Annotated in this window: 25 protein-coding genes; 11 read left to right on the forward strand and 14 right to left on the reverse strand. The window is 41.4% G+C overall.

Features of this window, described 5'->3' with window-relative positions:
* Window positions 1–214: 214 nt before the first annotated feature.
* Complete coding sequence (locus tag BM386_RS23455; protein ID WP_139235875.1) at window positions 215–436, forward strand: hypothetical protein; 222 nt, start codon at window positions 215–217, stop codon at window positions 434–436.
* Between the two features lie 101 nt (window positions 437–537).
* On the opposite strand, the gene BM386_RS08885 is transcribed toward BM386_RS23455, so the two are convergent.
* The 6 genes from BM386_RS08885 to BM386_RS08910 all read right to left on the reverse strand — a co-directional run bounded on the left by BM386_RS08885 (window position 538) and on the right by BM386_RS08910 (window position 7,985).
* Window positions 538–1,293, reverse strand: a complete 756-nt coding sequence (locus tag BM386_RS08885; protein ID WP_091692770.1) for a LytR/AlgR family response regulator transcription factor — start codon at window positions 1,291–1,293, stop codon at window positions 538–540.
* A 122-nt stretch (window positions 1,294–1,415) separates the two neighbouring features.
* Window positions 1,416–2,150: a LytR/AlgR family response regulator transcription factor gene (locus BM386_RS08890; RefSeq protein WP_091692772.1), complete on the reverse strand. Its 735-nt coding sequence runs from the start codon at window positions 2,148–2,150 to the stop codon at window positions 1,416–1,418.
* Window positions 2,151–2,164: 14 nt separating this feature from the next.
* A complete protein-coding gene (locus BM386_RS08895; RefSeq protein ID WP_091692774.1) occupies window positions 2,165–3,217 on the reverse strand; it encodes a sensor histidine kinase in 1,053 nt (350 codons plus the stop codon).
* 80 nt (window positions 3,218–3,297) lie between these two features.
* Window positions 3,298–6,129, reverse strand: coding sequence for an excinuclease ABC subunit UvrA (gene uvrA, locus BM386_RS08900; protein WP_091692776.1), 2,832 nt, complete (start codon window positions 6,127–6,129; stop codon window positions 3,298–3,300).
* A 137-nt stretch (window positions 6,130–6,266) separates the two neighbouring features.
* Complete coding sequence (locus tag BM386_RS08905; RefSeq protein WP_091692777.1) at window positions 6,267–7,205, reverse strand: lytic transglycosylase domain-containing protein; 939 nt, start codon at window positions 7,203–7,205, stop codon at window positions 6,267–6,269.
* A 57-nt stretch (window positions 7,206–7,262) separates the two neighbouring features.
* Window positions 7,263–7,985 (reverse strand): LOG family protein, encoded by a 723-nt coding sequence (locus BM386_RS08910; RefSeq protein ID WP_091692915.1) that lies wholly within the window; start codon window positions 7,983–7,985, stop codon window positions 7,263–7,265.
* A 172-nt stretch (window positions 7,986–8,157) separates the two neighbouring features.
* Here BM386_RS08910 and BM386_RS08915 point away from each other — a divergent pair, with 172 nt between their 5' ends.
* The 4 genes from BM386_RS08915 to BM386_RS08930 all read left to right on the forward strand — a co-directional run bounded on the left by BM386_RS08915 (window position 8,158) and on the right by BM386_RS08930 (window position 10,320).
* Window positions 8,158–8,757, forward strand: a complete 600-nt coding sequence (locus tag BM386_RS08915) for a YkgJ family cysteine cluster protein (RefSeq protein WP_091692779.1) — start codon at window positions 8,158–8,160, stop codon at window positions 8,755–8,757.
* A gap of 70 nt (window positions 8,758–8,827) precedes the next feature.
* The gene (locus tag BM386_RS08920) at window positions 8,828–9,193 is read left to right on the forward strand and encodes a phage holin family protein (RefSeq protein ID WP_091692780.1); all 366 of its coding nucleotides are present in this window, start codon (window positions 8,828–8,830) and stop codon (window positions 9,191–9,193) included.
* Window positions 9,186–9,569: a hypothetical protein gene (locus BM386_RS08925; protein ID WP_091692782.1), complete on the forward strand. Its 384-nt coding sequence runs from the start codon at window positions 9,186–9,188 to the stop codon at window positions 9,567–9,569. Before BM386_RS08920 ends, BM386_RS08925 begins: the two co-directional genes overlap by 8 nt.
* Window positions 9,541–10,320, forward strand: a complete 780-nt coding sequence (locus tag BM386_RS08930) for a phosphoglycerol geranylgeranyltransferase (RefSeq protein ID WP_091692783.1) — start codon at window positions 9,541–9,543, stop codon at window positions 10,318–10,320. The genes BM386_RS08925 and BM386_RS08930 overlap by 29 nt, the downstream gene beginning before the upstream one ends.
* On the opposite strand, the gene BM386_RS08935 is transcribed toward BM386_RS08930, so the two are convergent.
* The 6 genes from BM386_RS08935 to panC all read right to left on the reverse strand — a co-directional run bounded on the left by BM386_RS08935 (window position 10,306) and on the right by panC (window position 15,548).
* On the reverse strand, window positions 10,306–11,232 hold the full coding sequence (locus tag BM386_RS08935) for an AraC family transcriptional regulator (protein WP_091692785.1): 927 nt from the start codon (window positions 11,230–11,232) through the stop codon (window positions 10,306–10,308). The two genes, BM386_RS08930 and BM386_RS08935, sit on opposite strands and share 15 nt — an antisense overlap.
* A 139-nt stretch (window positions 11,233–11,371) precedes the next feature.
* Window positions 11,372–12,511: an acyl-CoA dehydrogenase gene (locus BM386_RS08940; RefSeq protein ID WP_091692786.1), complete on the reverse strand. Its 1,140-nt coding sequence runs from the start codon at window positions 12,509–12,511 to the stop codon at window positions 11,372–11,374.
* A 97-nt stretch (window positions 12,512–12,608) separates the two neighbouring features.
* On the reverse strand, window positions 12,609–13,295 hold the full coding sequence (locus BM386_RS08945; protein ID WP_091692788.1) for a zinc metallopeptidase: 687 nt from the start codon (window positions 13,293–13,295) through the stop codon (window positions 12,609–12,611).
* A gap of 31 nt (window positions 13,296–13,326) precedes the next feature.
* The gene (locus tag BM386_RS08950; protein ID WP_091692790.1) at window positions 13,327–14,331 is read right to left on the reverse strand and encodes a lysylphosphatidylglycerol synthase transmembrane domain-containing protein; all 1,005 of its coding nucleotides are present in this window, start codon (window positions 14,329–14,331) and stop codon (window positions 13,327–13,329) included.
* The gene (gene panD, locus BM386_RS08955; protein ID WP_057936936.1) at window positions 14,331–14,678 is read right to left on the reverse strand and encodes an aspartate 1-decarboxylase; all 348 of its coding nucleotides are present in this window, start codon (window positions 14,676–14,678) and stop codon (window positions 14,331–14,333) included. Before panD ends, BM386_RS08950 begins: the two co-directional genes overlap by 1 nt.
* A gap of 21 nt (window positions 14,679–14,699) precedes the next feature.
* Window positions 14,700–15,548, reverse strand: coding sequence for a pantoate--beta-alanine ligase (panC, locus tag BM386_RS08960; protein WP_091692791.1), 849 nt, complete (start codon window positions 15,546–15,548; stop codon window positions 14,700–14,702).
* Window positions 15,549–15,677: 129 nt separating this feature from the next.
* Between panC and BM386_RS08965 the strand changes: the two genes are divergently transcribed.
* The 3 genes from BM386_RS08965 (at window position 15,678) to glmS (ending at window position 19,788) form a co-directional block, all read left to right on the forward strand.
* Window positions 15,678–16,496 (forward strand): glycogen/starch synthase, encoded by an 819-nt coding sequence (locus BM386_RS08965; protein ID WP_091692793.1) that lies wholly within the window; start codon window positions 15,678–15,680, stop codon window positions 16,494–16,496.
* Window positions 16,417–17,820, forward strand: a complete 1,404-nt coding sequence (locus BM386_RS08970; RefSeq protein WP_170857065.1) for a DUF4270 family protein — start codon at window positions 16,417–16,419, stop codon at window positions 17,818–17,820. Before BM386_RS08965 ends, BM386_RS08970 begins: the two co-directional genes overlap by 80 nt.
* A gap of 126 nt (window positions 17,821–17,946) precedes the next feature.
* Window positions 17,947–19,788 (forward strand): glutamine--fructose-6-phosphate transaminase (isomerizing), encoded by a 1,842-nt coding sequence (gene glmS / locus BM386_RS08975; protein WP_091692796.1) that lies wholly within the window; start codon window positions 17,947–17,949, stop codon window positions 19,786–19,788.
* Between the two features lie 32 nt (window positions 19,789–19,820).
* Here glmS and BM386_RS08980 read toward each other — a convergent pair whose 3' ends face one another.
* The gene (locus BM386_RS08980) at window positions 19,821–20,045 is read right to left on the reverse strand and encodes a Kazal-type serine protease inhibitor domain-containing protein (RefSeq protein WP_091692798.1); all 225 of its coding nucleotides are present in this window, start codon (window positions 20,043–20,045) and stop codon (window positions 19,821–19,823) included.
* A 115-nt stretch (window positions 20,046–20,160) separates the two neighbouring features.
* On the opposite strand from BM386_RS08980, the gene prfA reads away from it, so the two are divergent.
* Both prfA and BM386_RS08990 read left to right on the forward strand, forming a co-directional pair.
* Window positions 20,161–21,240 (forward strand): peptide chain release factor 1, encoded by a 1,080-nt coding sequence (prfA, locus tag BM386_RS08985; RefSeq protein WP_091692800.1) that lies wholly within the window; start codon window positions 20,161–20,163, stop codon window positions 21,238–21,240.
* A gap of 83 nt (window positions 21,241–21,323) precedes the next feature.
* The gene (locus BM386_RS08990) at window positions 21,324–21,848 is read left to right on the forward strand and encodes a GNAT family N-acetyltransferase (protein ID WP_091692801.1); all 525 of its coding nucleotides are present in this window, start codon (window positions 21,324–21,326) and stop codon (window positions 21,846–21,848) included.
* Between the two features lie 19 nt (window positions 21,849–21,867).
* Here the strand turns inward: BM386_RS08990 and BM386_RS08995 are convergent, their stop codons facing one another.
* A complete protein-coding gene (locus tag BM386_RS08995) occupies window positions 21,868–24,678 on the reverse strand; it encodes a YCF48-related protein (protein ID WP_091692803.1) in 2,811 nt (936 codons plus the stop codon).
* Window positions 24,679–24,832: 154 nt separating this feature from the next.
* Here BM386_RS08995 and BM386_RS09000 point away from each other — a divergent pair, with 154 nt between their 5' ends.
* Window positions 24,833–25,486, forward strand: coding sequence for a Tll0287-like domain-containing protein (locus BM386_RS09000; protein ID WP_091692805.1), 654 nt, complete (start codon window positions 24,833–24,835; stop codon window positions 25,484–25,486).
* Window positions 25,487–25,718: the final 232 nt, after the last annotated feature.

The following is a 25,718-nucleotide window of genomic DNA, read 5'->3' on the forward strand; positions in this document are numbered from 1 at the left end:
ACAAAACAGTCTTCCATCATTTTTCAAAAATTTCTATAACGATTTGTAACCCATTGTCTTTTAAACAATTGTCCATCTGTGGGTTCTAGCTGTTCAAAACCGTACATCATATTAATGCGGCCTTACACTAACACACTGATTTATAATTAGTTAAAATTTTGGGTCGCTTTTTGGAATATAGCAGACATAGAAATTAAACCAACTTATTACTGCCATGATTACTTCATTATTCTCCCAAAAAAACATTTGTGCTGCATTGGGCTTCGTAATGGCAATTACCATTGTTTGGAAAGCTAAAGTAGAAACAAATCTTGCTCAGCATACTGCCCTTATTGAATATACTGAACCAACTTACAATACCGGCATCCCATTAAATTCTGAAGCTGAAAAAGCATTTGAATTCAAAAAAATAAGGACCGAAACTTCGGTCCTTTGATAATCTTACTGGGTGAAATTCCCATAACGAATACTCGTAAGGGTAGATTTGGTTGATTGGTTAATCGAAAGAGGTGGGTACTAACCCACCTTTTTGTTTTCCTAACTTTCTGTAATAGTACTCAATTTTGCCAGAAAACTATTGTAGTACTGTCTGCCTACTTGCACCATCGCTCCAGAGCGAAGCGTAATCTCTTTGGTATTGAAGCTTTCGATTTGTCCCAAATGAACAATGAATGACTTTTGTACTCGTAGAAACAATTGTGAAGGCAGAATTTCTTCAATCTCCTTCATGGATTTTCGGATATTGTAATCTCTATTTTTGGTGAAGATGGTGACCATATTTCCATTTGCCTCCACGTAATAAATATCATCGTAAGACACCCGCTCAAAAGCATTATCTGCTTTGATAAAAACAGCATCGGTGACTAGAAAGGGACTGTCACTCACCGGACTGGCGGTGGCTACTTCACTTACAGGTTTGGTACGCTTGTTATAGAGAACAATCTCCACTATCGCATGAATATCATTTGTATTGAAAGGCTTCACGATAAATCCGGCTGGATTGATGCGTTTGGCTCTTTCTATGATGGTGGGATCTGAGTAAGAAGTCACATATACCAATGGCGCATCCACCATTTGTTTTACGATTTCTCCCAATTCTATCCCGTCCTTATCGCCTTTTAATTTGATGTCCATAAAAATCAAATCCGGTCGATATTTCTTTATGATTTTAATACACTGATTTGCAGAGTTAGCGATGTCTGTGTTGACATAACCGAGGAGTTCTAAGATTTCCTGGATATTCTCTGCGATACTGATATCGTCTTCGACGATTAAGATCCGCTCTTCTTTCATTAGATTTTGGCAGATATTGCGTTTGAGGTGAAAAGTAAATTAACATGCTGTAAACAGCAATTACTCTCTAGTTACATAAAATATAGCGAAAATCAAATGCTTTTTACTGGATATGAAATCATTTAAAGGCTCATCATTTCCTTGAATCGGGCAGCTTGTCTTCTACTGACTTCTATTCTGTCCCCTCCTCTCAAAGTGACTACGAGACCTCCATTGAACCATGGCTCTATACCTTCTACCCAGCCGAGATTAATGATATGCTTTCTGCTGGCGCGGAAAAAAGATTTTTCATCCAATCGCTCATCCAATGCATTTAGCGATTTGTGGATCATTGGCTTAAAGTTGTCAAAGTAAACTTTGATGTAATTGCCATCAGACTCAAATAAACGAACATTCGAAAGCCTCACAAACCAGCATCTATCACCATCTTTCACAAAGACTTGGTCTTCAAGCGTAAGCTTCTTTTGGCTATGCACCGATAAGCTTTCCTCACTTTTTGTGTAACCATCTATTTTTCCTTGCAGCTTTGTAATTGCTTCTTCCAGGCGCTTAGGTTCTATTGGCTTTAGAAGATAATCCAAAGCGTTTACCTGAAATGCTTTCAAAGCATATTCATCATAGGCTGTGGTGAATATCACATGGGGCACATTATCCAATTCTTCCAACAGCTCAAAACCAGTTTTCTCAGGCATCTGAATATCCAGAAAAATAACATCTGGGTTCAGCTGTTCTATTTTGTCTTTGGCATCATCTACATTTACCGCTTCGCCGACTACATCTACACTTTCAAGCTGATTTAAGAGGGTGATCAGTTCTTTTCGTGCTAATCTTTCATCATCTATTACAATGGCTCGCATTTTTCTTGAGTTTGTTATTCGAATGTAACTTTTTGTTTCGGGATTTTGATTTCAGTTATGACGAACTGAATTCCTGAGTTGAAGATACGGAAGCTTGCTTTATCTCCATATATCAATTTCAGTCTTTGTACTGTGTTGCTTAATCCATGGCCTTGTTCATCTTGGGAATTCAACGTAGGCTGATGGGTAAGTTGACCGCTATTTTTGACTTGAATATACAAATCATCGTGTAAACCTTCCCTACACTTGATCTCAATCGTTCCGCCCTTCACTAGATTGGAAACCCCATGCTTGATCCCATTCTCCACGATAGTCTGCAGCATCATAGGTGGGATTTTGTAGCTGAATGCTTCATCCTCTATGTGATACACCACGTTCAGCCTTTCTTCAAAACGAATAGATTCAAGTTCTAAATAATCTTTTACCGTATTTAGTTCCTCTCCAAATTCTATGGTTTGCTTCTTATCCATCATCAACGAAAAGCGTAGCATATTGGAAATTCTCGTGATGGCTGTCTTCGCTTTGATGGGATCTTCATCCACCAGTGCCCTTACGCTATTGAGCGCATTGAAAATAAAATGTGGGTTAAGCTGACTTTTGAGGTGGTTAAGACGGATTTCATTGATTTTGGCTTCGTACTTCAAGGTCGTATTGTAATTGTCCAAAAAGTGGACTAAAAAGTAAATCACAAACCAGAGTGCGAAGATGAGGAAAGCCAAAAAGATGTTGGACAAAATCACCAAAACCTTAAAATCTTCTGTGGGATTTAGTATGCCAAAGGCAATGTTGATCAGGATTTGTGCTACGAAATTAGCCAGTGAGAGCGCTACAATGGCCAGAAAAGACTGGAACAATAGCTGAGGAATACTCAGTTTAAACCAGTTGTATTCTTTGACTACATGACGAAGAAAGTGTGAGGAAATAAGATTGGTAACGGCAAGCACAATAAAGGCCCAAATCTGAACTGAAGCAATTTCTCCCGTCAGAGAGGCTAAAGTAATGGTGACCAAGGCAAATCCGCCCCAGCCTAATATCTGCAAAAACCAATAAAGCCTAATTCTGTTCATAATCGACCAAAGATAAAAAACAGAGTTGTGGCCTTTTTTATAATTTGATAAAAGGAGGATACCCTTGATTATTTCCCTTATTAGCTATTTAATTCCATTTTAAGGAATTTGCCGGTATAGCTGTTTTTAGTATCAGCCACTTTTTCCGGAGTTCCTTGTACCACGATTGTTCCGCCTTTGTTACCACCTTCAGGACCCAAATCCACGATGTAATCTGCCATTTTGATCACGTCCATATTATGTTCGATGATCAGGACCGTATTTCCTTTGGCCACCAAGCCATTTACTACCAGCATCAGTAATTCTATGTCCTGGAAGTGAAGTCCCGTAGTAGGTTCATCTAAAATATAAAAGGTCTTTCCCGTATCTTTTTTAGAAAGTTCAGTAGCTAATTTCACACGCTGAGCCTCTCCACCGGAAAGTGTGGTGGCATGCTGGCCAAGGGTGATGTATCCCAAGCCAACATCATTAAGTGTCTTAATTTTTCGGAGGATTTTTGGAAGTTTATCGAAAAACTCCACCGCTTGCTCTACCGTCATATCGAGCACATCGGAGATGGATTTGCCTTTGTAGCGAATTTCCAGCGTTTCCCGGTTGTATCGCTTTCCTTTGCAGGTTTCGCAAGGTACGTGCACATCTGGCAAGAAATCCATTTCGATCAGCTTCATGCCTGCTCCTTCACAATCCTCACATCTACCTCCTTTGACATTAAAGGAAAAACGTCCTGGCTTGTAGCCTCTAATTTTGGCTTCAGGCAGTTCAGTGAAAAGGGTTCGGATATCAGAAAACACACCGGTATATGTAGCTGGATTTGACCTAGGAGTTCTGCCAATTGGAGATTGATCGACTTCTATTACCTTATCCAAGTGCTCCAATCCTTCCACACTTTCATAAGGCATCGGGTTTTTCTTCGAATGGTAGATTTGCTGATTAAGGATTGGGTAAAGCGTCTCGTGAATCAGTGTACTTTTCCCACTTCCCGATACTCCAGTAATACAAATCAGTGTCCCTAAGGGAAGCTTAAGGTCAATATTCTTTAGGTTGTTGCCAGTAGCTCCTTTGATCAATAAAGATTTTTCTTTCCCATTTCTACGCTCTTTGGGAACGGGCAAGCCAATCTTTCCAGCAAGGTATTTTGCTGTAAGTCCATCTGTTTTTAAGATTTCGGCAGGTGTGCCATTCGAAACAATATGTCCGCCATGTCTCCCCGCTCCTGGTCCCATGTCCAATACATAATCTGAAGCCAGCATCATGTCTTTGTCATGCTCGACTACCAAGACAGAGTTGCCTAAATCGCGCAAGCTTTGAAGCGCCTGAATCAGTTTTTCATTATCTCTCTGATGAAGCCCTATGCTAGGCTCATCCAAAATATAGAGTACTCCGACTAACTGCGTACCAATTTGAGTGGCCAAGCGGATTCGCTGGGCTTCTCCACCCGAAAGGGTCCGCAAAGGCCTGTTTAGAGACAAATAATCCAATCCAATATCTAATAGAAAACCGATTCGCTTTCGGATCTCTTTTAATACTTCTGCAGCGATGACATTTTGCTTCTCAGTAATCCTGCTTTCCAGTCCCTCAAACCATTCACTCAAGGAGCGAATGTCCATCACTGCCAATTGACCGATGTGCGTATCGTCAATTTTGATATGAAGGGCCTCTTGCTTGAGTCTGTAGCCCTGACAATCCGGACAGGTTTGAGTGATGGTGAATTCACTGACCCAGTCCTGGATTTTATCTGAACTGCCCTCTTGGTATTTTTTCAAAAAATTTATGATGCCCTCAAACGTCGTATGCCACTTCGTTCCGGGATGTTTCACAGAATCTACAGCTACTTCAATCTTATCTCCGCTGAGAAGTATATCAACTACATGCGGAGGAAGTTTTTCTATTGGCGTACTCATGCTGCACTTGTAGTGCTTTAGAATAGCCTCAATTTTCTTAAAAATCCAAATATCACGATACTCACCGAGAGGCGCTATTCCTCCCCGGGTGATGCTCAATGTTGGATCTGGAATAATACTTTCTCGGGTTATCTCTTCAGTAATTCCCAGCCCATTACAGGTAGGACATGCTCCGTACGGGCTGTTGAATGAAAAGGTATTGGGTGCGGGCTCCTCGTAGGATAGTCCAGTCTCGGGATCCATCAAATACTTAGAGAAATGGTGAATCTCACCTTCTTCATCCCGAATCATGATTACACCTTTGCCATGCTGCAAAGCAGATTTCAGAGATTGAGTAATTCGAAAACGATCTGATTCTTCGGCAACAATTCTATCAATAACTATCTCGATATCGTGGATCTTGTATCGGTCCACTTGCATTTTGGGAACCATCTCCATCACTACGCCATCTACACGCACTTTGGAGAATCCCATTTTACGGATCTGCTCAAAAAGCTCACGGTAATGTCCTTTTCGCCCTTTCACCACCGGAGCAAGGATATAAAGCTTCTTATTTAAGAAATTAGTAAACAGTAAGTCAATGATCTGATCTTCCGTCTGACGGACCATTTTTTTGCCCGTGAGATAAGAATATGCATCCCCTGCTCTTGCATATAGCAAACGCATGAAATCATAAATCTCCGTGACTGTACCTACAGTAGATCGAGGATTTTTGGAAGTTGTTTTTTGTTCGATGGCAATCACCGGAGAAAGCCCATTAATCTTGTCCACATCTGGACGTTCCATTCCTCCTAGGAAGGATCTTGCGTAGGCAGAAAAGGACTCCATGTATCTACGCTGGCCTTCCGCATAGATCGTATCAAAAGCCAAAGAGCTTTTTCCACTACCACTCAGACCGGTAATCACTACCAGTTTGTTCCGGGGAATCTTTAGATCTAAATTTTTGAGATTATGCTCTCGGGCTCCAAATATCTCTATGTATTCTTCCTGTGCAGGAGTGACTTGACTCATATAATCGGCGGGCAATTTTAAAGGGCAAAGGTACGGAATTTCAGCTGCATGAGACAGTAAAGTTCAAAGAGTATAACCAGAGTAAGGAGGATTGGTTCAACGGATTGACACAGTTTGACGAGTATTCTTACTTCTACCTATTCAGGTAAAGTGATCTCATAGGTTTTCCCTCGCTTCACATTAAGGTCTTTGTCGCGAAGCCATGGATTATACAACTTCAATTCCTTGTAATTACTTCCCTGCTGTTTAGCCCAGCTCGCGAGATTTTTAATGTCAGCACTTACTGTGACTGTTTTAAAATTTGGGTTCTGGTAGTAGTCTGACTCCCTCAGGTGAAAACCAAATTCCCCCGGGTTTTCAAAAATCACCTTGAAGGCTAGTATTCTAAAAAGATACCTGCTCGTCTCATCATTGAGGTATAGCTCGTAATAGTCTTTAGCCAATTGATCCTCCTGTCTTCGTGAAAATCCAGCTTGACCCATGTTATAGCTTGCCGCCACCGCCGTCCAATCTCCAAATCTCTTATGAGCTTTGTTTAGGTACTTTGAAGCAGCAAGTGTGGCCTTTTTCAGATGGTATCGCTCATCCACATCATTGGAAACTTCCAACCCATATTCTTTGCCTGTGGACTCCATGATCTGCCAAAACCCCCTTGCTCCGGCAGGTGAGGCTACGTTCATCAGAGCGGATTCAGCCATTGCCAAGTATTTGAAGTCATCAGGAATCCCATTCTCTTTCAGCATTTGTTCTATTTCAGGAAGGAATTTGCTGGAGCGCTTCATCAGCAAAATCATATTGGACTGCCAATAAGCATTTACATAAATTTCCCGTTCTAGTCTTTCTTTCACATCTTCTATTTCCAATGGGACTTTTTCTCCCGCAAAAGTCAATTCAGTAGGAATGTTAAATAATCTAACTGTGTCTCTAGACGACAACGGCATGGATTGGAGCAGCTGTACATTAGCTACACTTGGTTCAGAAGTGGATACTTCGGGGGTTTTCCATATCGCATATCCGGCCAAGCCTAAACATAGGATTAGCAAAGCGTAGATCAGAATTAAGTGCGATTTGTTCATTTTCTATAATATAGGTATTGTTGCGCAGCAGCTCGCTGCAAAATCCAGTCAAACGGATTAGAAATTCGGACTCAATAAATATTTGTTGTAAAAATCATCGATCACTTTGACTGCCTCAGTTGCATCTTCTACTACGGCAAATAGGTCCAGATCTTCTTCATTGATATAGCGATGTGTCAAAAGGGTCTTTTTGATCCAATCCACCAATCCTGACCAGTAATCTTTACCCACCAGCACGATAGGGAATTTCCCGATTTTGTTTGTCTGTATCAAGGTCAGCGCTTCGAAAAACTCATCCATGGTACCAAAACCACCCGGAAGCACCACAAAGCCCTGAGAGTATTTGACGAACATGACCTTTCTCACAAAAAAGTAATCAAAGGTAATCAGCTTATCGCGGTCAATATAAATGTTGTCAAACTGCTCAAAAGGAAGGACGATATTCAGCCCCACAGACTTACCTCCTTCGGAATGTGCGCCCTTGTTACCTGCTTCCATGATACCAGGGCCACCGCCGGTGATCACTCCATATCCATGACGAACCAGTTTGGCAGCTATATCTTCTGCCATTTTGTAGTGATGGTGGTCTCTCGGTGTCCGGGCCGATCCAAAAACAGATACACAAGGGCCGATCTTAGCAAGCTTCTCAAAGCCCTCTACAAATTCAGACATTACCTTAAAAATCACCCAGGAGTCCGCACTTTTGATCTCACTCCAATCCCGCTCTTTAAATGCCAAGCGGATCTTATCTTCTGCATTTTGATTTTCTAGATTGCTCATAAGCTTCTTTTTATTAAAGAAAACGATCTCTAGACTGAAATGGACAGTCAATGGAGTACTATTCGGAAAGTATAAAGTTAAACAACTGACTTTCAATGCAAAAAAATAGTAGCTCTGGAGAATCAATCGACCCATACTGGTGTATTTTTGCGCCACTATTTGAAATATAGAGATGAATCTCGCTGAAAAATCTCAAGCTACCCTGGACGTGTTCAGTGAGCTGGAGTCAGAAACAAAGCAATTTGTGTCTGAGAGTGGATTAGGCTGTGTATCAGGATGCGGTTTTTGCTGTGCAAATCCCAGAGTACCAGCTTCCCCGTTAGAATTTCTGCCATTGGCCTTTGACCTCTATGCCAAAGGCTTGGCCGAATCAACTTTGGCATCTCTGGAAAGCAGTGAGGAAGGCGCCAGCTGTGTGATGTATAAACCGCAGTCTGCGGACGGAAAGCAGGGGTTTTGTGGCAACCACACCAAAAGAGGTATGATCTGCCGACTATTTGCCGCCTCAGCACGCCGCACCAAGTATGGCAAAAAAGACCTCATAATCTGCAAAGTATTGAAGGAGGAAAAACCTGAAGCTTACCTGAATACAAGTGAAAGAATAAATAAGGATATGGATATTCCGCTTGCTACGGCCTTCTACAGCCGATTAGACGAAATAGATCAGTCTCTTTGCCAGCAATTCACTATTAATGAAGCAATTGCGTTTGCCTTGGAATTAGTTTTGAGATACAAGTTCTATGAGGAGCAAGAAGTGGATGTGATTGCATAATTTTTTTGCTCCTCTCAATTGAAGTATATTGTGGCTTAGTTCAAAAATAGGCTCTCACAAATTTTTAATTATGCTAAAAATCGGAGAAATAGTACAGACTGTCAAAGGAATCGTAGAGACCAAGATTGATATGGTCAAACTGGATATACAAGATCAAGTAGCTGGGATTTTAACCAGATTGATTTTTCTAATCCTGATGGGCGGAAGCCTCCTATTGGTCTTATTGTTTCTGAGTCTTTCACTTGCCTTCTTCCTTAGTCAGTATTTTGAATCTCCCCATATGGGATTTTTATTGGTAGGACTATTATACCTAACGATTTTGGTAATTTTATACATGCTCCGGGACAATGACGCCACTGAAGAAAAGATGCAAAAAGGATTGAAGGGGTTTATTTTTAGAGTAAGGATATTTAAAAAGCGCCAAGAGAATGAATAAGGAATTGAAAAGAAAAGAGGAAGAGCTGGAACAGACTTTGGCCAGACAAATGGAACTTTTCAAAGCTGAATCCGGCGATTGGCTGAAGATTGGTGGAGTAGTATTAGCCGGTGGTTTGATAGCGCTGGCGATAGTAAAAACACGAAAAAGCAGAAAAGATAAGAAAACTGAGGAAGCACTTTTTGTACTTGAACGTGAGGGATTGCTGACAAAAGATATTGAGAAAAAACTCACTGAAAGCTCCAAATCAAGTTTTTGGCCTAGTATGGGACAGCGACTTCTGATTTTAGGACTTGCTTTTGCAAAAGAGAAATTTCTTCCCAATCTATTTGCTGCTCAGTCAGAAGATGTCAACACCGAAGAAAAAAGTCAGTAGGATCCTAAAAAATTTTCATGCCACCGGGACAAAAGGTCTGGCTTGGTTGGTGGATCCAGACAACTTTATAAATTCAGCGCTTTTCGAAGAAGAGTTTGCTTGGGTGAAGGACTCCTATCTGGATTTAATTTTTGTGGGTGGAAGCACGCTCAGTCGGGATAATTTTCGGGAAGTAGTAACATCAGTGAAAAAAATTGCCGGGAAAATCCCCGTAGTAATTTTCCCAGGTTCACAGATGCAACTAGCCGAAGAGGCAGACGCCATTTTATTCCTTTCCCTCATCTCTGGTCGCAATCCCGAATACCTGATTGGACAACAAGTCTTGGCTGCACCTATCATTAAAAAAATGAGGTTAGAGGCACTTCCCACGGCTTATATGCTTGTTAATGACGGCGATATTACTTCCGTGCAATATGTCACTCAGACAGTTCCTTTACCAAATTCCAAACCAGATCTGGCGAAGGCAACAGCACTTGCTGGCAGCTATTTAGGGATGAAATATTTCTTTATGGATGCTGGAAGCGGTGCAAAAAACCCTGTGTGTGGTGAAGTGATAAAAGCTGTAAAAATGGCGACTAATAAGCCTATTCTAGTCGGCGGAGGGTTAGATTCTTTGCAAAAGGTAAAAACAGCCTATGAAAGTGGCGCAGACCTCTTGGTGATCGGAAATGCGATAGAGAAAGATTCCAGCTTTTTGGCCAAGGTATTGGATTACAAAGTACTTCTGAACTTATCCTTAAACGTTAATTAAGGAATCTCTTCTTCTCATTTTCCCGGCAGGAACCCCATACATCATCTTAAATCTGCGGCAGAAGTATGCAGTGTCTTTGTAACCCACCTCTTTGCCTATATCGCGGATTGACTTCTTGGTAGTTCTCAACAGCTCCACAGCAGCTTCCATGCGCTGATATTCTATGTAATCCTGAGGATTGATACCAGTGAGCATTTTGAAATATTGACCTACATAATCCTCAGATACATTCGCCACTTTGGCCAAAATCTTATTGGATAGATCGCCTCCGAGGTTCGTCTTAATGAAATTAAACAAGTCAATCAGACGTGGATCTTTGAAGTAAGTAGCGTTGGTAGAAAGCTCTTCGAGGAACAATCTGTTTTTAAGAATATGGCGGAGAAGCTCAATTACAAGCAACTCAGTATGGGATTTGAGCGCTCGTTCTTTTCCCACGTTGCTCACTTCCACTTCTTTCATCAAGTCCTCAATAATAGTCGCCAATCGATCATTAAACCGAATGATAAATGGCGGAATATCCAGGGAGTTAAAAAAGTTTACTACATCAAAAACTTTGGATTCAAATCCAAGGATAGAAATGCAATCATCCTCGGTACTTTTAATCTCTCTGAAACTAATACTCTGAAGATACTTTCTCTTGCTTTCCTGAAACTGTTCTTTTGAAATCTCACCTTTTTTGGAACCTCCACCTATGGTGAGTTTAGTTTTTTGGTCGGCTGGCAAGAAAAGTACTTCTCCTTCGTTAAGTAATTCTTGGTCTTCCCCAAACTTTAGTGTCCCATGATGAAGAAGAATCAGCGTATTGTCCGATTCAGAATAATCTGTAACTGAAACAGGTTTTTCCACTCGGAAATTATTTCCTCGTATAAACCTGACATTGACCGATTCGATCACCTTATTGTAATATTCCATGAATAAGTATTAAAAAAAACTGAGGCACAAAAATATAATTTTTTTAACGGATATTCATAGAATTTCTATAGATGGTGTTAAAAAAACAAAAAAGGGCATAGTTTTATTTAACTATACCCTTTTCTGAATAAAATAGTTATTACCTAAGAATACCTCTGGATATAACTATTTTCTGAATCTCTGAAGTACCTTCATAGATCTGGGTGATCTTGGCATCTCTCATCAAACGCTCCACATGGTATTCCCGCACATAGCCATATCCTCCGTGGATTTGAACTGCTTCTACACTTACATCCATTGCTACCTTGGAGGCATATAATTTTGCCATGGCAGAAGCATGAGCGTAATCCTCTCCCTGATCTTTTAGCCATGCTGCTTTATACACTAAAAGTCTAGCAGCCTCGATGGTTGTCGCCATATCAGCAAGTTTGAATTGTATGGCTTGATGCTGGCTAATCGGTTTGCCAAACGTTTTTCGTTCTTTGGAATAGGCTAGCGCAAATTCATAAGCTCCTGCTGCGATTCCGAGTGCTTGTGCAGCAATTCCTATTCTGCCTCCGTTTAAGGTTTCCATGGCATATTTGAAACCAAATCCTTCTTCCCCTATTCGGTTTTCTATAGGCACTTTCACATCGGTAAACATCAACGAAGTGGTGTCAGATGCTCGGATTCCTAGTTTATCTTCCTTATGACCAGAAGTAAAACCTTCCCAGCCCTTTTCCACGATAAAAACAGAAATGCCTTTATGCCCTTTGCTGTGATCTGTTTGGGCAAAAACTAAATAGGTATCCGCTTTTGAGCCATTCGTAATCCAGTTTTTGGTACCATTTAAGATGTAGTGATCGCCCTCAAGGTAAGCTTCCGTTTTTTGTGAGGTGGCATCAGATCCCGCTTCAGGTTCTGATAAGGCAAAAGCGCCAAGTTTTTGTCCAGAAGCCAGAGGTTTTAAGTATTTCTCTTTTTGGGCTTCGGAGGCGTATTTTTCCAATCCCCAGCAGACTAGGGAATTGTTCACAGACATGATCACGGATGCCGAAGCGTCTATCTTGGATAATTCCTCCATTGCAATGACATAGGAAACAGTGTCCATTCCACCACCGCTGTATTTGGGATCTACCATCATTCCCATAAAGCCGAGCTCACCCATTTTTTTGATTTCTTCTTCTGGAAATCTAAAGGCAATATCCCGTTCAATTACTCCTGGAAGCAAGTCATTTTTTGCAAAATCTCTTGCCGCTTCTTGCACTGCTCTCTGCTCTTCTGTTAATTCAAAATGCATAATTATCTCTTTGGGTTTAGCTATCTGCTTGGAATATATGGCAAAAAAAAAAGAGGGACAACGTTTGCCCCTCTTCCAAAATTTTATTTGATCTGTATCAATCCCGACCGCCGAAGAACACCATAATGTAATATGCTAAGGTGGTCAATGCCGCTAATGCCGCTACTACATAAGTCATGGCCGCCCATTTAAGTGCATCTTTCGACATGGCATATTCATATGGAGTTACGATATTTCGTGTCTTCACCCAAGCCAACGCTCTATTACTAGCATCGAACTCTACAGGTAAAGTTACCACTGTAAAAAGCGTGATTATTGAATAAGATCCCACAATTATGTATCCAATAAATGGAACAGGAAGTCCTAAAGCAAATCCACCAAATAAAGAGGCAATCAAGACGAAATTTAAAATTTTACTGGCACTATTTTGAAGCGGAACTAAAGTCGATCTCAGATTTAACCAAGTGTAAGATGTGGCATGTTGGACTGCGTGGCCACACTCGTGAGAAGCTACGGCCGCTGCAGCTGCATTTCTACCATAATACACATCAGGGCTTAGGTTGACTGTTTTGTTGGCTGGATTATAATGGTCGGAAAGCTGTCCTTCCACTGATAAAACCTGTACATCCGTAATGTTATTGTCTGCCAGCATTAGCTTGGCAATCTCTGCCCCAGACAAATTTGCCTGCAGCGGGATCTGAGAGTATTTCTTGAATTTGCTTTTCAGCTTATTGCTGACCACAAATCCTGCAATTGCGAATACGATAATGATGATAAGAAACATAATTTATTTGGTTTGCAGGGTTGAATACGTTTTAAGCTTCCTTGGGTTCGGTATGAGATGGTAATTTCATCATTATTAACCAGCTTACAAGGCCTGCTATTAATACAAGGATTACCTGAGTGCCGTGTATGATAGCTGCGAAGATTTTTCCATCTACCTCCGATATTCCAAGCTGTATCAAAATGAAGGCCACGAGTGCGTGAAAGGTTCCAATACCCCCTTGAACAGGAGCCACCATGCCAATACTGCCCATTACCATGACTAAGAGCACTTCTCCTGGAGACAAATTGGCAGTGCTTGGTATCCCAAAAGCAATAGTGTACATCGTTAAAAAATAGATCACCCAAAGTAAAATTGAACTTATCCAAAATCCTGCTGGATTTGCCAGCGTACCAATTCGTTTGAGGCCCGAAAAGATCTCTCTAAAAAAATGTTGGAGTTTATTGATTATTCCATGGTCACGAAATCTCTTGAAAACAAAGAAGAGAAATAACGCTAGAACGGCGACCCCACCAATGGCTATAGGAAGATTCGAGAGTATTCGCTCCCCCAATGAATCAATCGATATTAGTTGATCTGCCAAGTTTAGAAACAACTCTTTTTCGACAAGAAATGCTAGCAAAATTACAGAGACCAAACAGAGTAAATCCACACTTCGCTCTACTATAACAGTACCGATCAAATAGCCTATTGAGATTCCATTTGTACGTGTGAGCACCCCGCACCGGGCCACTTCTCCAGCTCGAGGTATCAGCATATTTACCAAATATCCAACCATTAAAGCATGATAAGCGCGAGTTAATGTTACCTTCTGTCCTTCTTCAGTATCAATCAACAAGGTCCAGCGCCAGCTTCTGATGAAATACCCAAGTATTGAAATCATAATTGACAATACAATCCAGGACCAATTGCTAGACCTAACTTGATCTATTAACGAGTCAAGCGCGATATCTTTGTACAATAACCAAAAAATCCAGACAGCAATTCCTAAGGAAATCACTACCTGGATAAATTGTTTAATGTTTTTATTCCCCATCAGATGAGTTTATTTTGCTCGTCTGGGAAAATCAATACCGGCTTGAATTTTTTTGCTTCCTCTAATTCCATTCCTGCGTAAGAAATGATAATTACTATATCTCCCACTTGGGCTTTTCTAGCGGCAGGGCCATTTAGGCATACTTGTCCAGAGCCTCTTTCTCCGGTAATGACGTACGTCTCTAGTCGTTCGCCATTGTTTACATTGACGATCTGAACCTTCTCATTTTCGATTAGATTCGCTGCATCCATCAAGTCTTCATCGATGGTGATTGAGCCTACATAGTGCAGTTCCGCCTGGGTAATCTTCACCCGGTGTATTTTGGATTTCAGTACCTGAATTTGCATTGGTTTAATTTTGCCGCAAAATTAAAGAATTATTGGAAGGTTGTCGATTAATCTGATTTTTCCTACGTAGGCCGCTACACAAATTGATGATTTTTGATTTGCATCAAACGCTGAGTATCTCGTAAAGCTTTCAGGGTGAATCAGTTCGAAGTATTCCAAACTAGCCAGAGGCATTTCCTCAAAATCGTGGTTGATTTGATTCTGGATCTCAAACCATGCTTTACCGGTTAAAAGTTCCTGCTTTGCTTTTTCTAAGCTGTTAATCAAAATCAACGCTTGTTGTCTTTCGTCTGTGGAAAGGCGCATATTTCTAGAGGACATCGCCAGTCCATCCTGCTCTCGCCGTGTAGGCACTATTACCAGTTGGACATTCATGGACAAATCTTTGACTAATCGCTTGATGATTCCAGTTTGTTGTAGATCTTTCTGACCAAAGTAGGCTTTATGAGGTCTGATTATGTTGAACAACTTTGAAACAATTATCCCTACGCCATTAAAATGACCAGGACGAAATGCTCCTTCTAATACAGTCTCAAGATTTCCAAAATCAATACTCAATTGTGGCTTTTCGGGGTAAATATTTTCTGTATTAGGGACAAAAACAAAGTCAACTTTTTCCTCTTTAAGTTTAGCTAAATCTGCTTCTAAAGTATTCGGGTAGTTATCAAAATCTTCCTGATTATTGAATTGCGTTGGGTTTACAAAGACAGAAACTACTACAATATCACATTCAGATTTGGCTTTTCTTACTAGGTCAAGATGACCTTCATGCAGTGCGCCCATAGTGGGGACCAAACCTATGGATTTGTCGTTTTTAAGAGAGTTAAGCCAGTATTTTTGCCAATCGGCTCCAGTATAGACTACTTGCACTGGGAGAGGGTTTAGTATGGGTAAATAGGGGCAAATGTATATTATTATTCAACAAAACAAGGCTATTAAGGCTTTTTTTATTATCTTTGCGCAGTTGTTTTTTCACCTCAACATTAAAATCCAATAAACATGTCCAAATTACGTATCCTCTACGTTGCCAGTGAAATCAACCCTTTTCTCCAAACATCAGAAGTCGCCAATTTCTTAAGATCCCTTCCTCAAGCTATGCAAGAGCGTGGAATGGAAATCAGAATCTTAGTGCCGAGATTTGGTCTGATCAACGAGCGAAAGAATAGACTACACGAGGTAGTGAGATTGTCAGGAATCAATATTGCGGTAGGAGAAGAGGAGAAACCTTTGGTGATTAAAGTAGCTTCCATTCCAAATGCGAAACTGCAAGTTTACTTCATTGATAACGAGGATTACTTCCAGCGCAAGCATGTATTCCATGACAAGCAGCAGAAATTCTATGAGGACAATGACGAACGCGCGATTTTCTTCTGCAAGGGCGTGATAGAAACTGTGAAAAAACTAGGATGGGCCCCGGACATCGTTCATTGTAATGACTGGATGACCAGCTTGATCCCAATGTATTTGAAAACCACTTATAAGAGCGAGCCTTTATTTAAGGACACGAAGTCTGTATTTGCGATCTACAACAACGGATTTTCTCATACCTTTGGCGATGATTTGTTAAACAAGGTTAAGATGGTGGATATAGATGACGCTATTTTAGCACCTTTGAAGAGCAAAGACTTTACAGGATTTATCAAGATGGGCATGGAGTATGCAGACTTGGTAGTCAAAGGCGGTGAAGTTTCCGCAGAATTAAACCAACTAATCGAGGATTTCTCAAAAGACAAGAAGTTTGACATCAGCATTGAAGCAGAATCAGAAGCACAGGCTCACGAAGAGCTATTCGATATTTACACGAATCTCGCCAGTTAAGCTGGCCTTTGGCGCAATCGCGTCCCTAATCCTTATTAGTTCATGTAGTGACCCTGCCACAGTAGGCATTGAGCTTGCTCCCGGAAACAACCAGATCGGTGTTGTTTTCGAGGAGTTTGAGCTGCCTGCTTCGGTAGTTTTATTGGATTCCTTCAATACCACCAACCAAGCAGTGCTGGTGGTGGGAGAAGAGGAAGACGATTTCTTTGGTAAAACCTCGGGCACCGGATATTCTAGGCTTTCCTATAATGCCAATTCCAATTTTCCAAAGGAAGATGCGGTGTTAGACTCTGTATTATTCAGGCTAAATGTACGAGTGATCAGCGGGACTGATTTAGATCAGGGAAAAGCCTATTCTGTCCACAAACTCACTGAAAACATCCTGGATACTGCCTATTATAATTACGATGAGCTGCTCTATGAGGAAACACCTTTTGCATCTACAGAAGTTGTTTTCGGAGAGGAAACAGATACTTTAGTTTCATTTCCTGTAAACCAGGAGTTTGCCGAAGAGCTTTTTGCTGATCTAAAGGACAGCGTTTTCTTTCAAGATCCTTTTGTATTTAGAGACTATTTCCCAGGAATCGCATTAAAAGGAAGAGCAGGAGATAACGCATCAATCGGTGTAGGCTTAGGTACTAGCACCGGGATCACTGCCTATTACCATTACGAAGGAGATACTGTTTCTTCAACCTATTCCCTTTTAACAAGTGTTAGCTTATCAGGAGGAGGTAGTGCAGCCGCGAGGAATTTCAGTGGAATTAAAAGCGATAGAAGTGGAACACCTACCCAAGTGGTCACAGAATCGAATCAAGCCTATGATGTGGGTTCACTAGTAGGAATTAAATCTGGAATGCGCATGGCCATCAAATTGGACACCAGCCCATTAGATGAATTTCTAGACACGCTATCTGGTGTTACTTTCAACCAAGTATTACTCGAAATCGGCGAGTTGGAACCACAGGATGAAACTGAAAGATTACCGGCTAATATTAGAATGTTTTTTACTGATTCAAACAATGAAGTCCTTACCTCAAGCGATGGAACCGAATTAACCGTTCAAGCGGATGGTTTTCCACAGGTACAACTCGATGAAGATGGAGATGAAATTCCCAGCACTTCTAATCCAGCAACACTATTCTATGATTCTGAGGAAAGAGTATATAGTGAATTAATAACCTCCCATGTGAATGCAATATTTCGTGGTAAACTTACAAGGAGAGACTGGCTTATCTATGGCATAGATTCGAAGCAATCTCTTAGTCAATTGGTGGTAAACACTAATAGAATTAAAGTTAAAGTAATCTACTCCAGATCTAGATAGTTAATATCTTAGTTTTTGGAAAAATTTAAATAATCCACTTTCTAATTTTTAGGAAGTGGATTATTTTTTTTGGCATGAATACTGTTTCTTTGTCGAAGTTCAAACCAACCGATAGAATTTTTAACTATGTGCGGAATAGTAGCGTATGTGGGACAGCAAGAGGCTCTACCCATAATTATTAAAGGTCTTAGAAGATTAGAATACCGAGGTTACGATAGTGCTGGTGTAGCTTTGCTGGATAACAATGGAGTAAGCATCTACAAAAAGAAGGGTAAAGTTTCCGAATTGGAGAAGCATCTGGAAAGCTCTTCTGATTTAGAATCAAAAATCGGAATCGGCCACACCCGCTGGGCTACACATGGTGAGCCTAATGATGCCAATGCGCATCCACATTACTCCTCTTCCCAAAAAATCGCGATGATCCATAACGGCATCATTGAAAACTACGAGGTTTTGAAGAAGGATTTGTCCAAAAAAGGTTACACTTTTCAATCTGATACAGACACGGAAGTGTTTATAAAATTCATAGAGGACATACAACTGAACAATCACTGTAGTCTTGAAGAAGCACTTCGTTTGGCGCTTCACAAGGTGGTGGGTGCCTATGCTATTGTATTGATCAATAAAGAAGAGCCAGATACGTTAATAGCTGCTCGCAAAGGTTCCCCTTTGGTAATTGGAGTTGGAGAAGATGAATATTTCTTGGCCTCGGATGCTACTCCGATAATTGAGTACACCAACAAAGTGATTTATTTGGATGATTTTGAAATCGCGGTAATCCGCAACAACAGACTTCAAATCAAAAACATTGAGAATGTAGAAACCAGCCCATACATCAATCAACTTGAAATGGAATTGGAAGCGATCGAAAAAGGTGGCTACGAACATTTCATGATGAAGGAAATCTACGAGCAACCTAAGTCAATAGCCGATTGTTTAAGAGGTCGTTTGGACGCAAAGTCTGGGCGCTTAGTGCTGGGAGGTTTGCGGGATTACATGAATAAATTCCAAAATGCCGAACGAATAATCATCACAGCCTGTGGCACATCCTGGCATGCAGGACTAGTAGCGGAATATCTTTTCGAAGAATTTGCGCGCGTTCCAGTAGAAGTAGAGTATGCCTCTGAGTTTCGATATAGAAATCCAGTCATAGGAGAAAAGGATTTTGTGATTGCGATTTCGCAATCTGGCGAAACAGCAGATACTTTGGCAGCAATTGAGTTAGCCAAATCCAAAGGTGCCACGATTTTCGGAGTATGTAACGTAGTTGGATCTTCGATTCCTAGAGCGACCCACGCGGGATCCTATACCCATGCTGGCCCTGAGATCGGGGTCGCCTCCACCAAAGCTTTTACAGCACAGATTTCTGTTCTTGCTATGATGGCACTAAAGCTAGGATATCAAAGAGGGACATTGCCTGAAAGTAGATATATCCAGCTTTTGCACGAACTTGAGGCAATACCTGGAAAAGTGGAGCGTGCCTTGAAATCTAATGAGGCGATCAAGTATATCGCTGAGGAGTATAAGGATGTGAGAAATGCTCTTTATTTGGGTAGAGGGTACAATTTCCCTGTTGCGCTAGAAGGTGCGTTGAAGCTGAAAGAGATTTCCTATATCCATGCGGAAGGTTATCCAGCAGCGGAAATGAAGCATGGCCCTATCGCTTTAATTGACGAGGAAATGCCAGTCTTTTTCATTGCTACTAAGGATAGCTCTTACGAAAAAGTGGTAAGTAATATCCAGGAAGTGAAAGCCCGAAAAGGAAAAGTGATCGCGGTAGTCACAGAAGGTGATACACAAGTGAAAGCTATCGCGGATCACGTGATCGAAATTCCTGAAACCCATGAAGCTTTTGCCCCGCTGGTGGCTGTCGTTCCGCTTCAGTTGCTTTCTTATCATATAGCAGTGATGCGTGGATGCAACGTAGATCAGCCGAGGAATTTGGCAAAATCAGTAACTGTAGAATAATAAGGAAAGGCTGTCACATCTGACAGCCTTCTTTAATTACATGCTCCTTCTTCCCATGAAGTGAGTCCTGCCATATCGGCGAAGCAAGCATTTCCATAGGTTTTGCCATCGCAGCCACAAACTGGCGCATACTCCTTAGTACAACCTCCTTCTTTGATCCTTTCCGGATCAATACATTTCTTTAAAGGTTCCTCCTTTTCACATGCCAGGGCAAAAAGGGAAACTACGCAAATGAGTAAAAGCAAAGCCTGTTTCATAGTTCTGAGACGAAATTAAGACAGCAAATGCTACTTGCAAATCTAATTTATAAGTCAGGATGAATATTCTGCCTCCGGATAAATTTGCCTACTTTTGCGCAGCGAAAAAAATACTATGCTAGACAAATTACAATCAATCAAAGAACGTTTCGAAGAAGTAGGCCAACTGATCGTTTTGCCTGAGTCCATGGCTGATATGAGCAAATACGCCAAACTGACGAAGGAATATAAGGACTTGGAAAAAATTGTAACTGTTTATAACGAGTACAGCTTGGTGCTGCAAAATATTAAAAGTTCTAAAGAGCTTTTGGATAAGGAAAAAGATCCTGATTTCAGAGAAATGGCCAAGGCAGAACTAGATGAACTGCGACCTAGAAAGGAAGAGCTTGAAGATGAACTGAAGCAACTATTGATTCCCAAAGACCCTAATGATGCTAAAGATTGCATTCTGGAAATCAGAGGTGGTGCTGGAGGAGATGAAGCGTCTATTTTCGCCGGCGACTTATTCCGCATGTACCAGCGTTTTTGCGAAATGCAAAATTTAAAACTTACCGTCCTGGATTTAACATTTGGCTCTGCCGGAGGATACAAAGAAATCATTGCAACGATATCAGGTGGTGATGATGTATATGGGCGGATGAAATACGAATCTGGGGTACATAGAGTACAGCGTGTACCTGCTACAGAATCCCAAGGGAGAGTTCATACTTCGGCAGCATCAGTTGCAGTTTTGCCAGAAATGGATGAGGTGGAAGTCACTATTGATATGAATGATGTCCGTAAGGATACCTACTGCTCTTCTGGACCAGGTGGCCAATCTGTAAACACTACTTACTCCGCAGTACGGTTAACTCACGAGCCTTCAGGATTGATCGTAACCTGTCAGGATGAAAAGTCGCAGATTAAAAACTTCGAAAAGGCATTGAAAGTATTGCGGTCTAGACTATACGAAATCGAACTGGCCAAGCACAACGACGCTGTGGGTGCTCAGCGTAAATCCATGGTAGGATCTGGGGACAGATCGGACAAGATCCGAACCTACAACTATCCCCAATCACGGGTGACGGACCATAGAATCAACAAAACTGTATATAACCTCCCCGAGGTAATGGATGGGCATATTGAGGATTTTATCTCCGCACTTAGATTTGCAGAAAATCTTGACCGGATGAATACCAGTGGATTAGAAGATTAGGCTGGAGATTTGCATAAATTCCAGTTGAATTTTATTGATTCTACGAATACTTATTATCTTGAAGATTAAACCATCAAATTTTTATGATTATTACCGGAGAAAGAGAAATAAGATTAGTGACCTGGAATGAGGCGCATTTCCACCAACTCTATCCTTTGGCCAATAATCCCAAGATTGCGATGAATCTGAAGGATAGCTACCCACAGCCCTATACGATTCATGATGCCCGCCACTGGATAGAGCACAATCAGAAATATAATCCACCCCAAAACTTTGCTGTAGAGTATGAAGGAAGACTTGCCGGATCTGTAGGTTCGGAAAGAGGAAAGGACGAGCTCCGCACCAACATGGAGTTAGGCTTCTGGATAGGAGAGCCTTTCTGGGGAAAGGGAATTGCTACCGAGGCTGTAAAACTGTACACCAAGTATATTTTTGAGAAGTTTGATATTGAGCGAATCTTTGCTCAAGTCTATGATTTCAATGGACAATCCATGAATGTGCTGGAAAAGGCAGGTTATTTCCCTGAGGCCATTCTGAAAAAAGCATTTGTAAAAAATGCTACCGTTGGGGATATTTTCCAGTATGTGAATATTCGCGGAGAGCAGTAATTTTCGGCGTTTATAGCTATTAGTTCACCACCACCTTTCTTACTACCACGCTAGAATCAGTGTATAGCTGTATCAAGTTGATTCCTCTTGGCAGGTTTTCCAAGTTGATTTCTTTGGTATTACTTGTTAGAGATAGGGATTGGATAATTTGTCCAAAAGCATTTATGACTTGGATCTGCTTATAATTTCCAGCTCCCAGTTGCACTTTGATTGTTCCTGAAGATGGATTTGGATAAATAGCTAAGGTCAGATCCTCCTTTTCTGGCAAGCTGGTAATCACGTTCACATTTACATTCACTATTCTAGCCAGGCCTTCATTGCATTCGTTTTCAGGGGTAACGCTAAGCTGAAAATCTCCTTCTTTTTCCCAAAGAACAGTCACTTTTTCTGTGCCTTGTCCTTGTAGGATGGATCCTCCATTGTCTGAAATATTCCAAATATAATTCACTCCTTCCTGAACTGGAATAGCATATTCTGTTTGCCAAAGTCCTGTTTGTAGCTCACCCAAGATCTCTCCGGGCTGATCAGGAGGCCTATTTACAGCAATTGGTTTTACCACAGGATCAGTCTTTCCACATTGATTTTCCTGAATCACTCGCAGCTCATGAGCACCAGCGCTGGTCCAGCGTACTTGGACTTGTGAACTTCCTTGACCTTGCGTCACTTCTCCCCCGCTCACCTCCCAGGTATAGCTGAGGCCTTCCTGAGTTGGAATGGAGTAAGATTCAGTTTCTTCTAGGCAGACAGCTCCATTTCCTGCAATTTGAAGAGGTTCTGTTGGAATAGCAGATACTGTCACCCCAAGTGAAGAGGTTGTTCCATTTCCACAAAAATTCTCCAAACTCACATAGACCCCATTCCTTCCGGGGGTATTCCATTCCACTTCTATAGCATTGGTTCCTTGGCCAGAAATAATCTCTCCTCCGTCCACACGCCAAACGAGCTGGGCGCCGGGAACACCTTCATCGGTAATAGAATAATTTGCTACGGTCAAGCATATTTCACTTTCTCCTATAATTTCGGAAAGTCCGGAAGGTTGAATGCATTCATATTTTAGGATAGTGCCATCATCCCCTACGGCAAAAGCAACAGTGGGATTTCCCACGCTTATTCCGCTGAGATTTCTAGCTGTTCCGCTGGGGATCTGTATCCAGGATTCTCCCCCGTCTTTTGTCTGGAGCACAAGGCCATTTTCCCCGGAAATAAATCCCAAAAACTCATCCCAAAAATCAACCGAAGTGAAGTTTTCGGTAAAGGGAACATCTATCTTTCTCCAGGTCCTGGCCATGTCCTCAGACTTGAGGATTACTCCTGCATCACCTACTATTACGGCAGTGGATGAATCCAATTTAGAAAGGGCATTCAGGTTTTCTGTAGTCAACTTTGGTAGGTTCTCCCATACATTTCCTCCATTGGACCAACTGATCTGTCCATTATCTCCCATGGCAAAACCTACCTGGAAATCAAAAAATGTAACATCTCGGAGGTTCTCAGTGGTGTTTGATTGAATACCAGCCGCATCCCATGTTCCACCTGAGTTGAAGGATCTGGCGATGTACCCATTGGTGCCGGTAGCATAAAGGACAGATGTGGCGAAAAGAAAGAATCCAGCTATGGTTTCTGAGGTTTGGGCTGGAACAGGAACCCAGGAAGATCCGCTGTTTGATGTTCTGAAGATTTTTCCTGAATTAGTCCCAACATAGCCAAAGGAATTGTTCCAGTAGTCCAATCCAACCAAATCCACAGCTTCAGGAATAGGTCTAGAAACTAGTGAGGTAGCGCCGTTAGAAGTTACATACACTGCTCCCTGCTGACCGATAATGTGTCCAACCCGATCCGTTTTGAAATCTGTTCCTGTGAAATCATTCCGGATACCCGCCAATCGCTGTGTATAGCTGCTTCCCGCATTCGTTGAAGAAATCAGGTAGCCCTCCTGTCCAACTGCATAAACCAGGTTGCTTTCAGGCTTAAAATCCAAGCCCTTGAGGCCTCTGGTATTGGTAGCTCCTAGATTTGCTTTTCCGAATGTTGCTCCTGAATTGGTGGAGCGAAGCGCAGTAGCCTGGTCACCCACTATCGTCACAATGCGAATGTCGAAACGGCTAATGGCTATTTTCCTTAAGTCGGTAGTAACAGGCGATGTTTGAGGCAACCAAGTATCGCCACCGTCCAACGTTTTGAGGATATTGCCGGCATCTCCAACTGCGTATCCGATTAGCGCTGTTGAAAAAGCAATTCCATTAATATTTGAAGAAAGACCAGAATTCAAGGCGGTCCATTCATCTCCACCATTATAAGTTCTGAAAATCAGACCTTGATTTCCTGCTATATAGGCGGTGTCCGTATTAATAAAGCTGAGATCATTTAGGCTTTGGCTTGTTCCAGAAGCAATTTTGACCCAGGTATCGCCTTTATTTATGGAGAAAAGAATTTCTCCACCTCCTGAAGTCGCCAATATTCTATTTTCATCGGAGATATCTACACTAAGCAAGGATTGAACTGAACCGGATGGTTTTTGAGCCCAGGTGTTTCCCCCATCCAGGGTTTTTAGTATTAGGCCATTTTCTCCCACCGCCAGACCTACATTTTCATCCCAAAAGGCTACATCCAGTAATTTCCCTTCAAAACTCACAGGTAATTCCTTCCAAGTAAGGCCACCATCGGCTGTTTTTATAATGAGGTTTTCCCCTACACTAAATCCTACCGTATCGTCCACCCAGGTGATGGCCTCGAGATCAAGACCCCAGCTTTGCATTCTTTCCCAAGTTTGGGAAAAAAGCTGTGTGCTGAGGAACATCCCAATTAAAAACAGACCGATGGTTTTTTGCATGTGTAAAAGATGAATACAACAAAAATAGGTTATTTGAACTCTTCTCAAAGAAATCTATCAACTTGAAGAAATTACCTTGCGTAGATTAGTTATGCTTAAATTTAATACCTGTACTGATATAGTAGATTTACCAATTGATCAAAAACTAATACTCATGAAGCGCTCCACCTATATTATAATCTCAATTATTGTTCTAGCGGCTTGCGGACCCCAAGAGCGCGTTTCCAAGGATGTATTTGATCAGGTGAACAATGCTATGGAAGCCAAGAAGCTTTCGGAGGCACAAATCACCCAAGAAGCAATGATCTGGGGAGACTCAATCAGTAATGAGGCGCAGCAGCAACTGATGAGTAGTCTTCATCAAGCTGTAGAAGAAAAAGGATATGCGGGAGCTCTGGAGTTTTGTAATGTAAATGCGGCCCCAATTGTGAACGACTTGAGTAACAAGCATGGCGTAGAGATAAGAAGAACTTCCTTCCGTGCCAGAAACCAGAATAACTTACCTACGGAAGCCGAGTCTGCCTTACTCGAAGCCTATCAATATAATGTAGAAAATGGCATACAAAGCGAGCCCAATATTCAGAAAATAGAAGGCGGAGATGTTTTGCTCTATACTAAGGCAATTGTGATTCCCTCGGAATTTTGTTTGGCATGCCACGGAGATTCGGAAAATGAAATAGAAGCAGGTCTATTAAACAAGATAGATTCGCTTTATCCGACTGATTTAGCAAGAGGTTTTAGCGTTGGAAATTTGAGAGGAATGTGGTCTTTGAAAATTCCAAAAAAGGCTGTTGTCAATCGCTTGTAAAAAGCGCTTATATCAATCGATTGCATACCAATTTTAGGTCATTATTAGATATTTTGTTACACAACGATTTTTTCGTTAAATATAGATATTATTCAATTTTTCTCCGAATAACACAATAATGATCTGTTAAGGTCATAGTTAACCCCCGATTCAGTCAAGATTCAGTCAATTTTTAGCAAAAAACAGTTTGGTTTTGCCAAAGCATAGGGAGAAATTGAATTGTTAAATTTTA

Source organism: Algoriphagus locisalis (assembly GCF_900116615.1).
GTDB lineage: Bacteria > Bacteroidota > Bacteroidia > Cytophagales > Cyclobacteriaceae > Algoriphagus > Algoriphagus locisalis.

Coding starts and splice junctions, on each gene's coding strand:
- BM386_RS08915 (WP_091692779.1), top strand. CDS start 8,158: ATGAATCTCGCTGAAAAATCTCAAGCTACCCTGGACGTGTTCAGTGAG.
- BM386_RS08980 (WP_091692798.1), bottom strand. CDS start 20,045: ATGAAACAGGCTTTGCTTTTACTCATTTGCGTAGTTTCCCTTTTTGCC.
- BM386_RS08895 (WP_091692774.1), bottom strand. CDS start 3,217: ATGAACAGAATTAGGCTTTATTGGTTTTTGCAGATATTAGGCTGGGGC.
- BM386_RS23455 (WP_139235875.1), top strand. CDS start 215: ATGATTACTTCATTATTCTCCCAAAAAAACATTTGTGCTGCATTGGGC.
- BM386_RS09000 (WP_091692805.1), top strand. CDS start 24,833: ATGAAGCGCTCCACCTATATTATAATCTCAATTATTGTTCTAGCGGCT.
- BM386_RS08965 (WP_091692793.1), top strand. CDS start 15,678: ATGTCCAAATTACGTATCCTCTACGTTGCCAGTGAAATCAACCCTTTT.
- uvrA (WP_091692776.1), bottom strand. CDS start 6,129: ATGAGTCAAGTCACTCCTGCACAGGAAGAATACATAGAGATATTTGGA.
- BM386_RS08925 (WP_091692782.1), top strand. CDS start 9,186: ATGAATAAGGAATTGAAAAGAAAAGAGGAAGAGCTGGAACAGACTTTG.
- BM386_RS08945 (WP_091692788.1), bottom strand. CDS start 13,295: ATGTTTCTTATCATCATTATCGTATTCGCAATTGCAGGATTTGTGGTC.
- BM386_RS08885 (WP_091692770.1), bottom strand. CDS start 1,293: ATGAAAGAAGAGCGGATCTTAATCGTCGAAGACGATATCAGTATCGCA.
- BM386_RS08930 (WP_091692783.1), top strand. CDS start 9,541: ATGTCAACACCGAAGAAAAAAGTCAGTAGGATCCTAAAAAATTTTCAT.
- BM386_RS08905 (WP_091692777.1), bottom strand. CDS start 7,205: ATGAACAAATCGCACTTAATTCTGATCTACGCTTTGCTAATCCTATGT.
- prfA (WP_091692800.1), top strand. CDS start 20,161: ATGCTAGACAAATTACAATCAATCAAAGAACGTTTCGAAGAAGTAGGC.
- BM386_RS08940 (WP_091692786.1), bottom strand. CDS start 12,511: ATGCATTTTGAATTAACAGAAGAGCAGAGAGCAGTGCAAGAAGCGGCA.
- BM386_RS08935 (WP_091692785.1), bottom strand. CDS start 11,232: ATGGAATATTACAATAAGGTGATCGAATCGGTCAATGTCAGGTTTATA.
- panD (WP_057936936.1), bottom strand. CDS start 14,678: ATGCAAATTCAGGTACTGAAATCCAAAATACACCGGGTGAAGATTACC.
- BM386_RS08995 (WP_091692803.1), bottom strand. CDS start 24,678: ATGCAAAAAACCATCGGTCTGTTTTTAATTGGGATGTTCCTCAGCACA.
- BM386_RS08990 (WP_091692801.1), top strand. CDS start 21,324: ATGATTATTACCGGAGAAAGAGAAATAAGATTAGTGACCTGGAATGAG.
- BM386_RS08890 (WP_091692772.1), bottom strand. CDS start 2,150: ATGCGAGCCATTGTAATAGATGATGAAAGATTAGCACGAAAAGAACTG.
- BM386_RS08920 (WP_091692780.1), top strand. CDS start 8,828: ATGCTAAAAATCGGAGAAATAGTACAGACTGTCAAAGGAATCGTAGAG.
- BM386_RS08950 (WP_091692790.1), bottom strand. CDS start 14,331: ATGGGGAATAAAAACATTAAACAATTTATCCAGGTAGTGATTTCCTTA.
- BM386_RS08910 (WP_091692915.1), bottom strand. CDS start 7,985: ATGAGCAATCTAGAAAATCAAAATGCAGAAGATAAGATCCGCTTGGCA.
- glmS (WP_091692796.1), top strand. CDS start 17,947: ATGTGCGGAATAGTAGCGTATGTGGGACAGCAAGAGGCTCTACCCATA.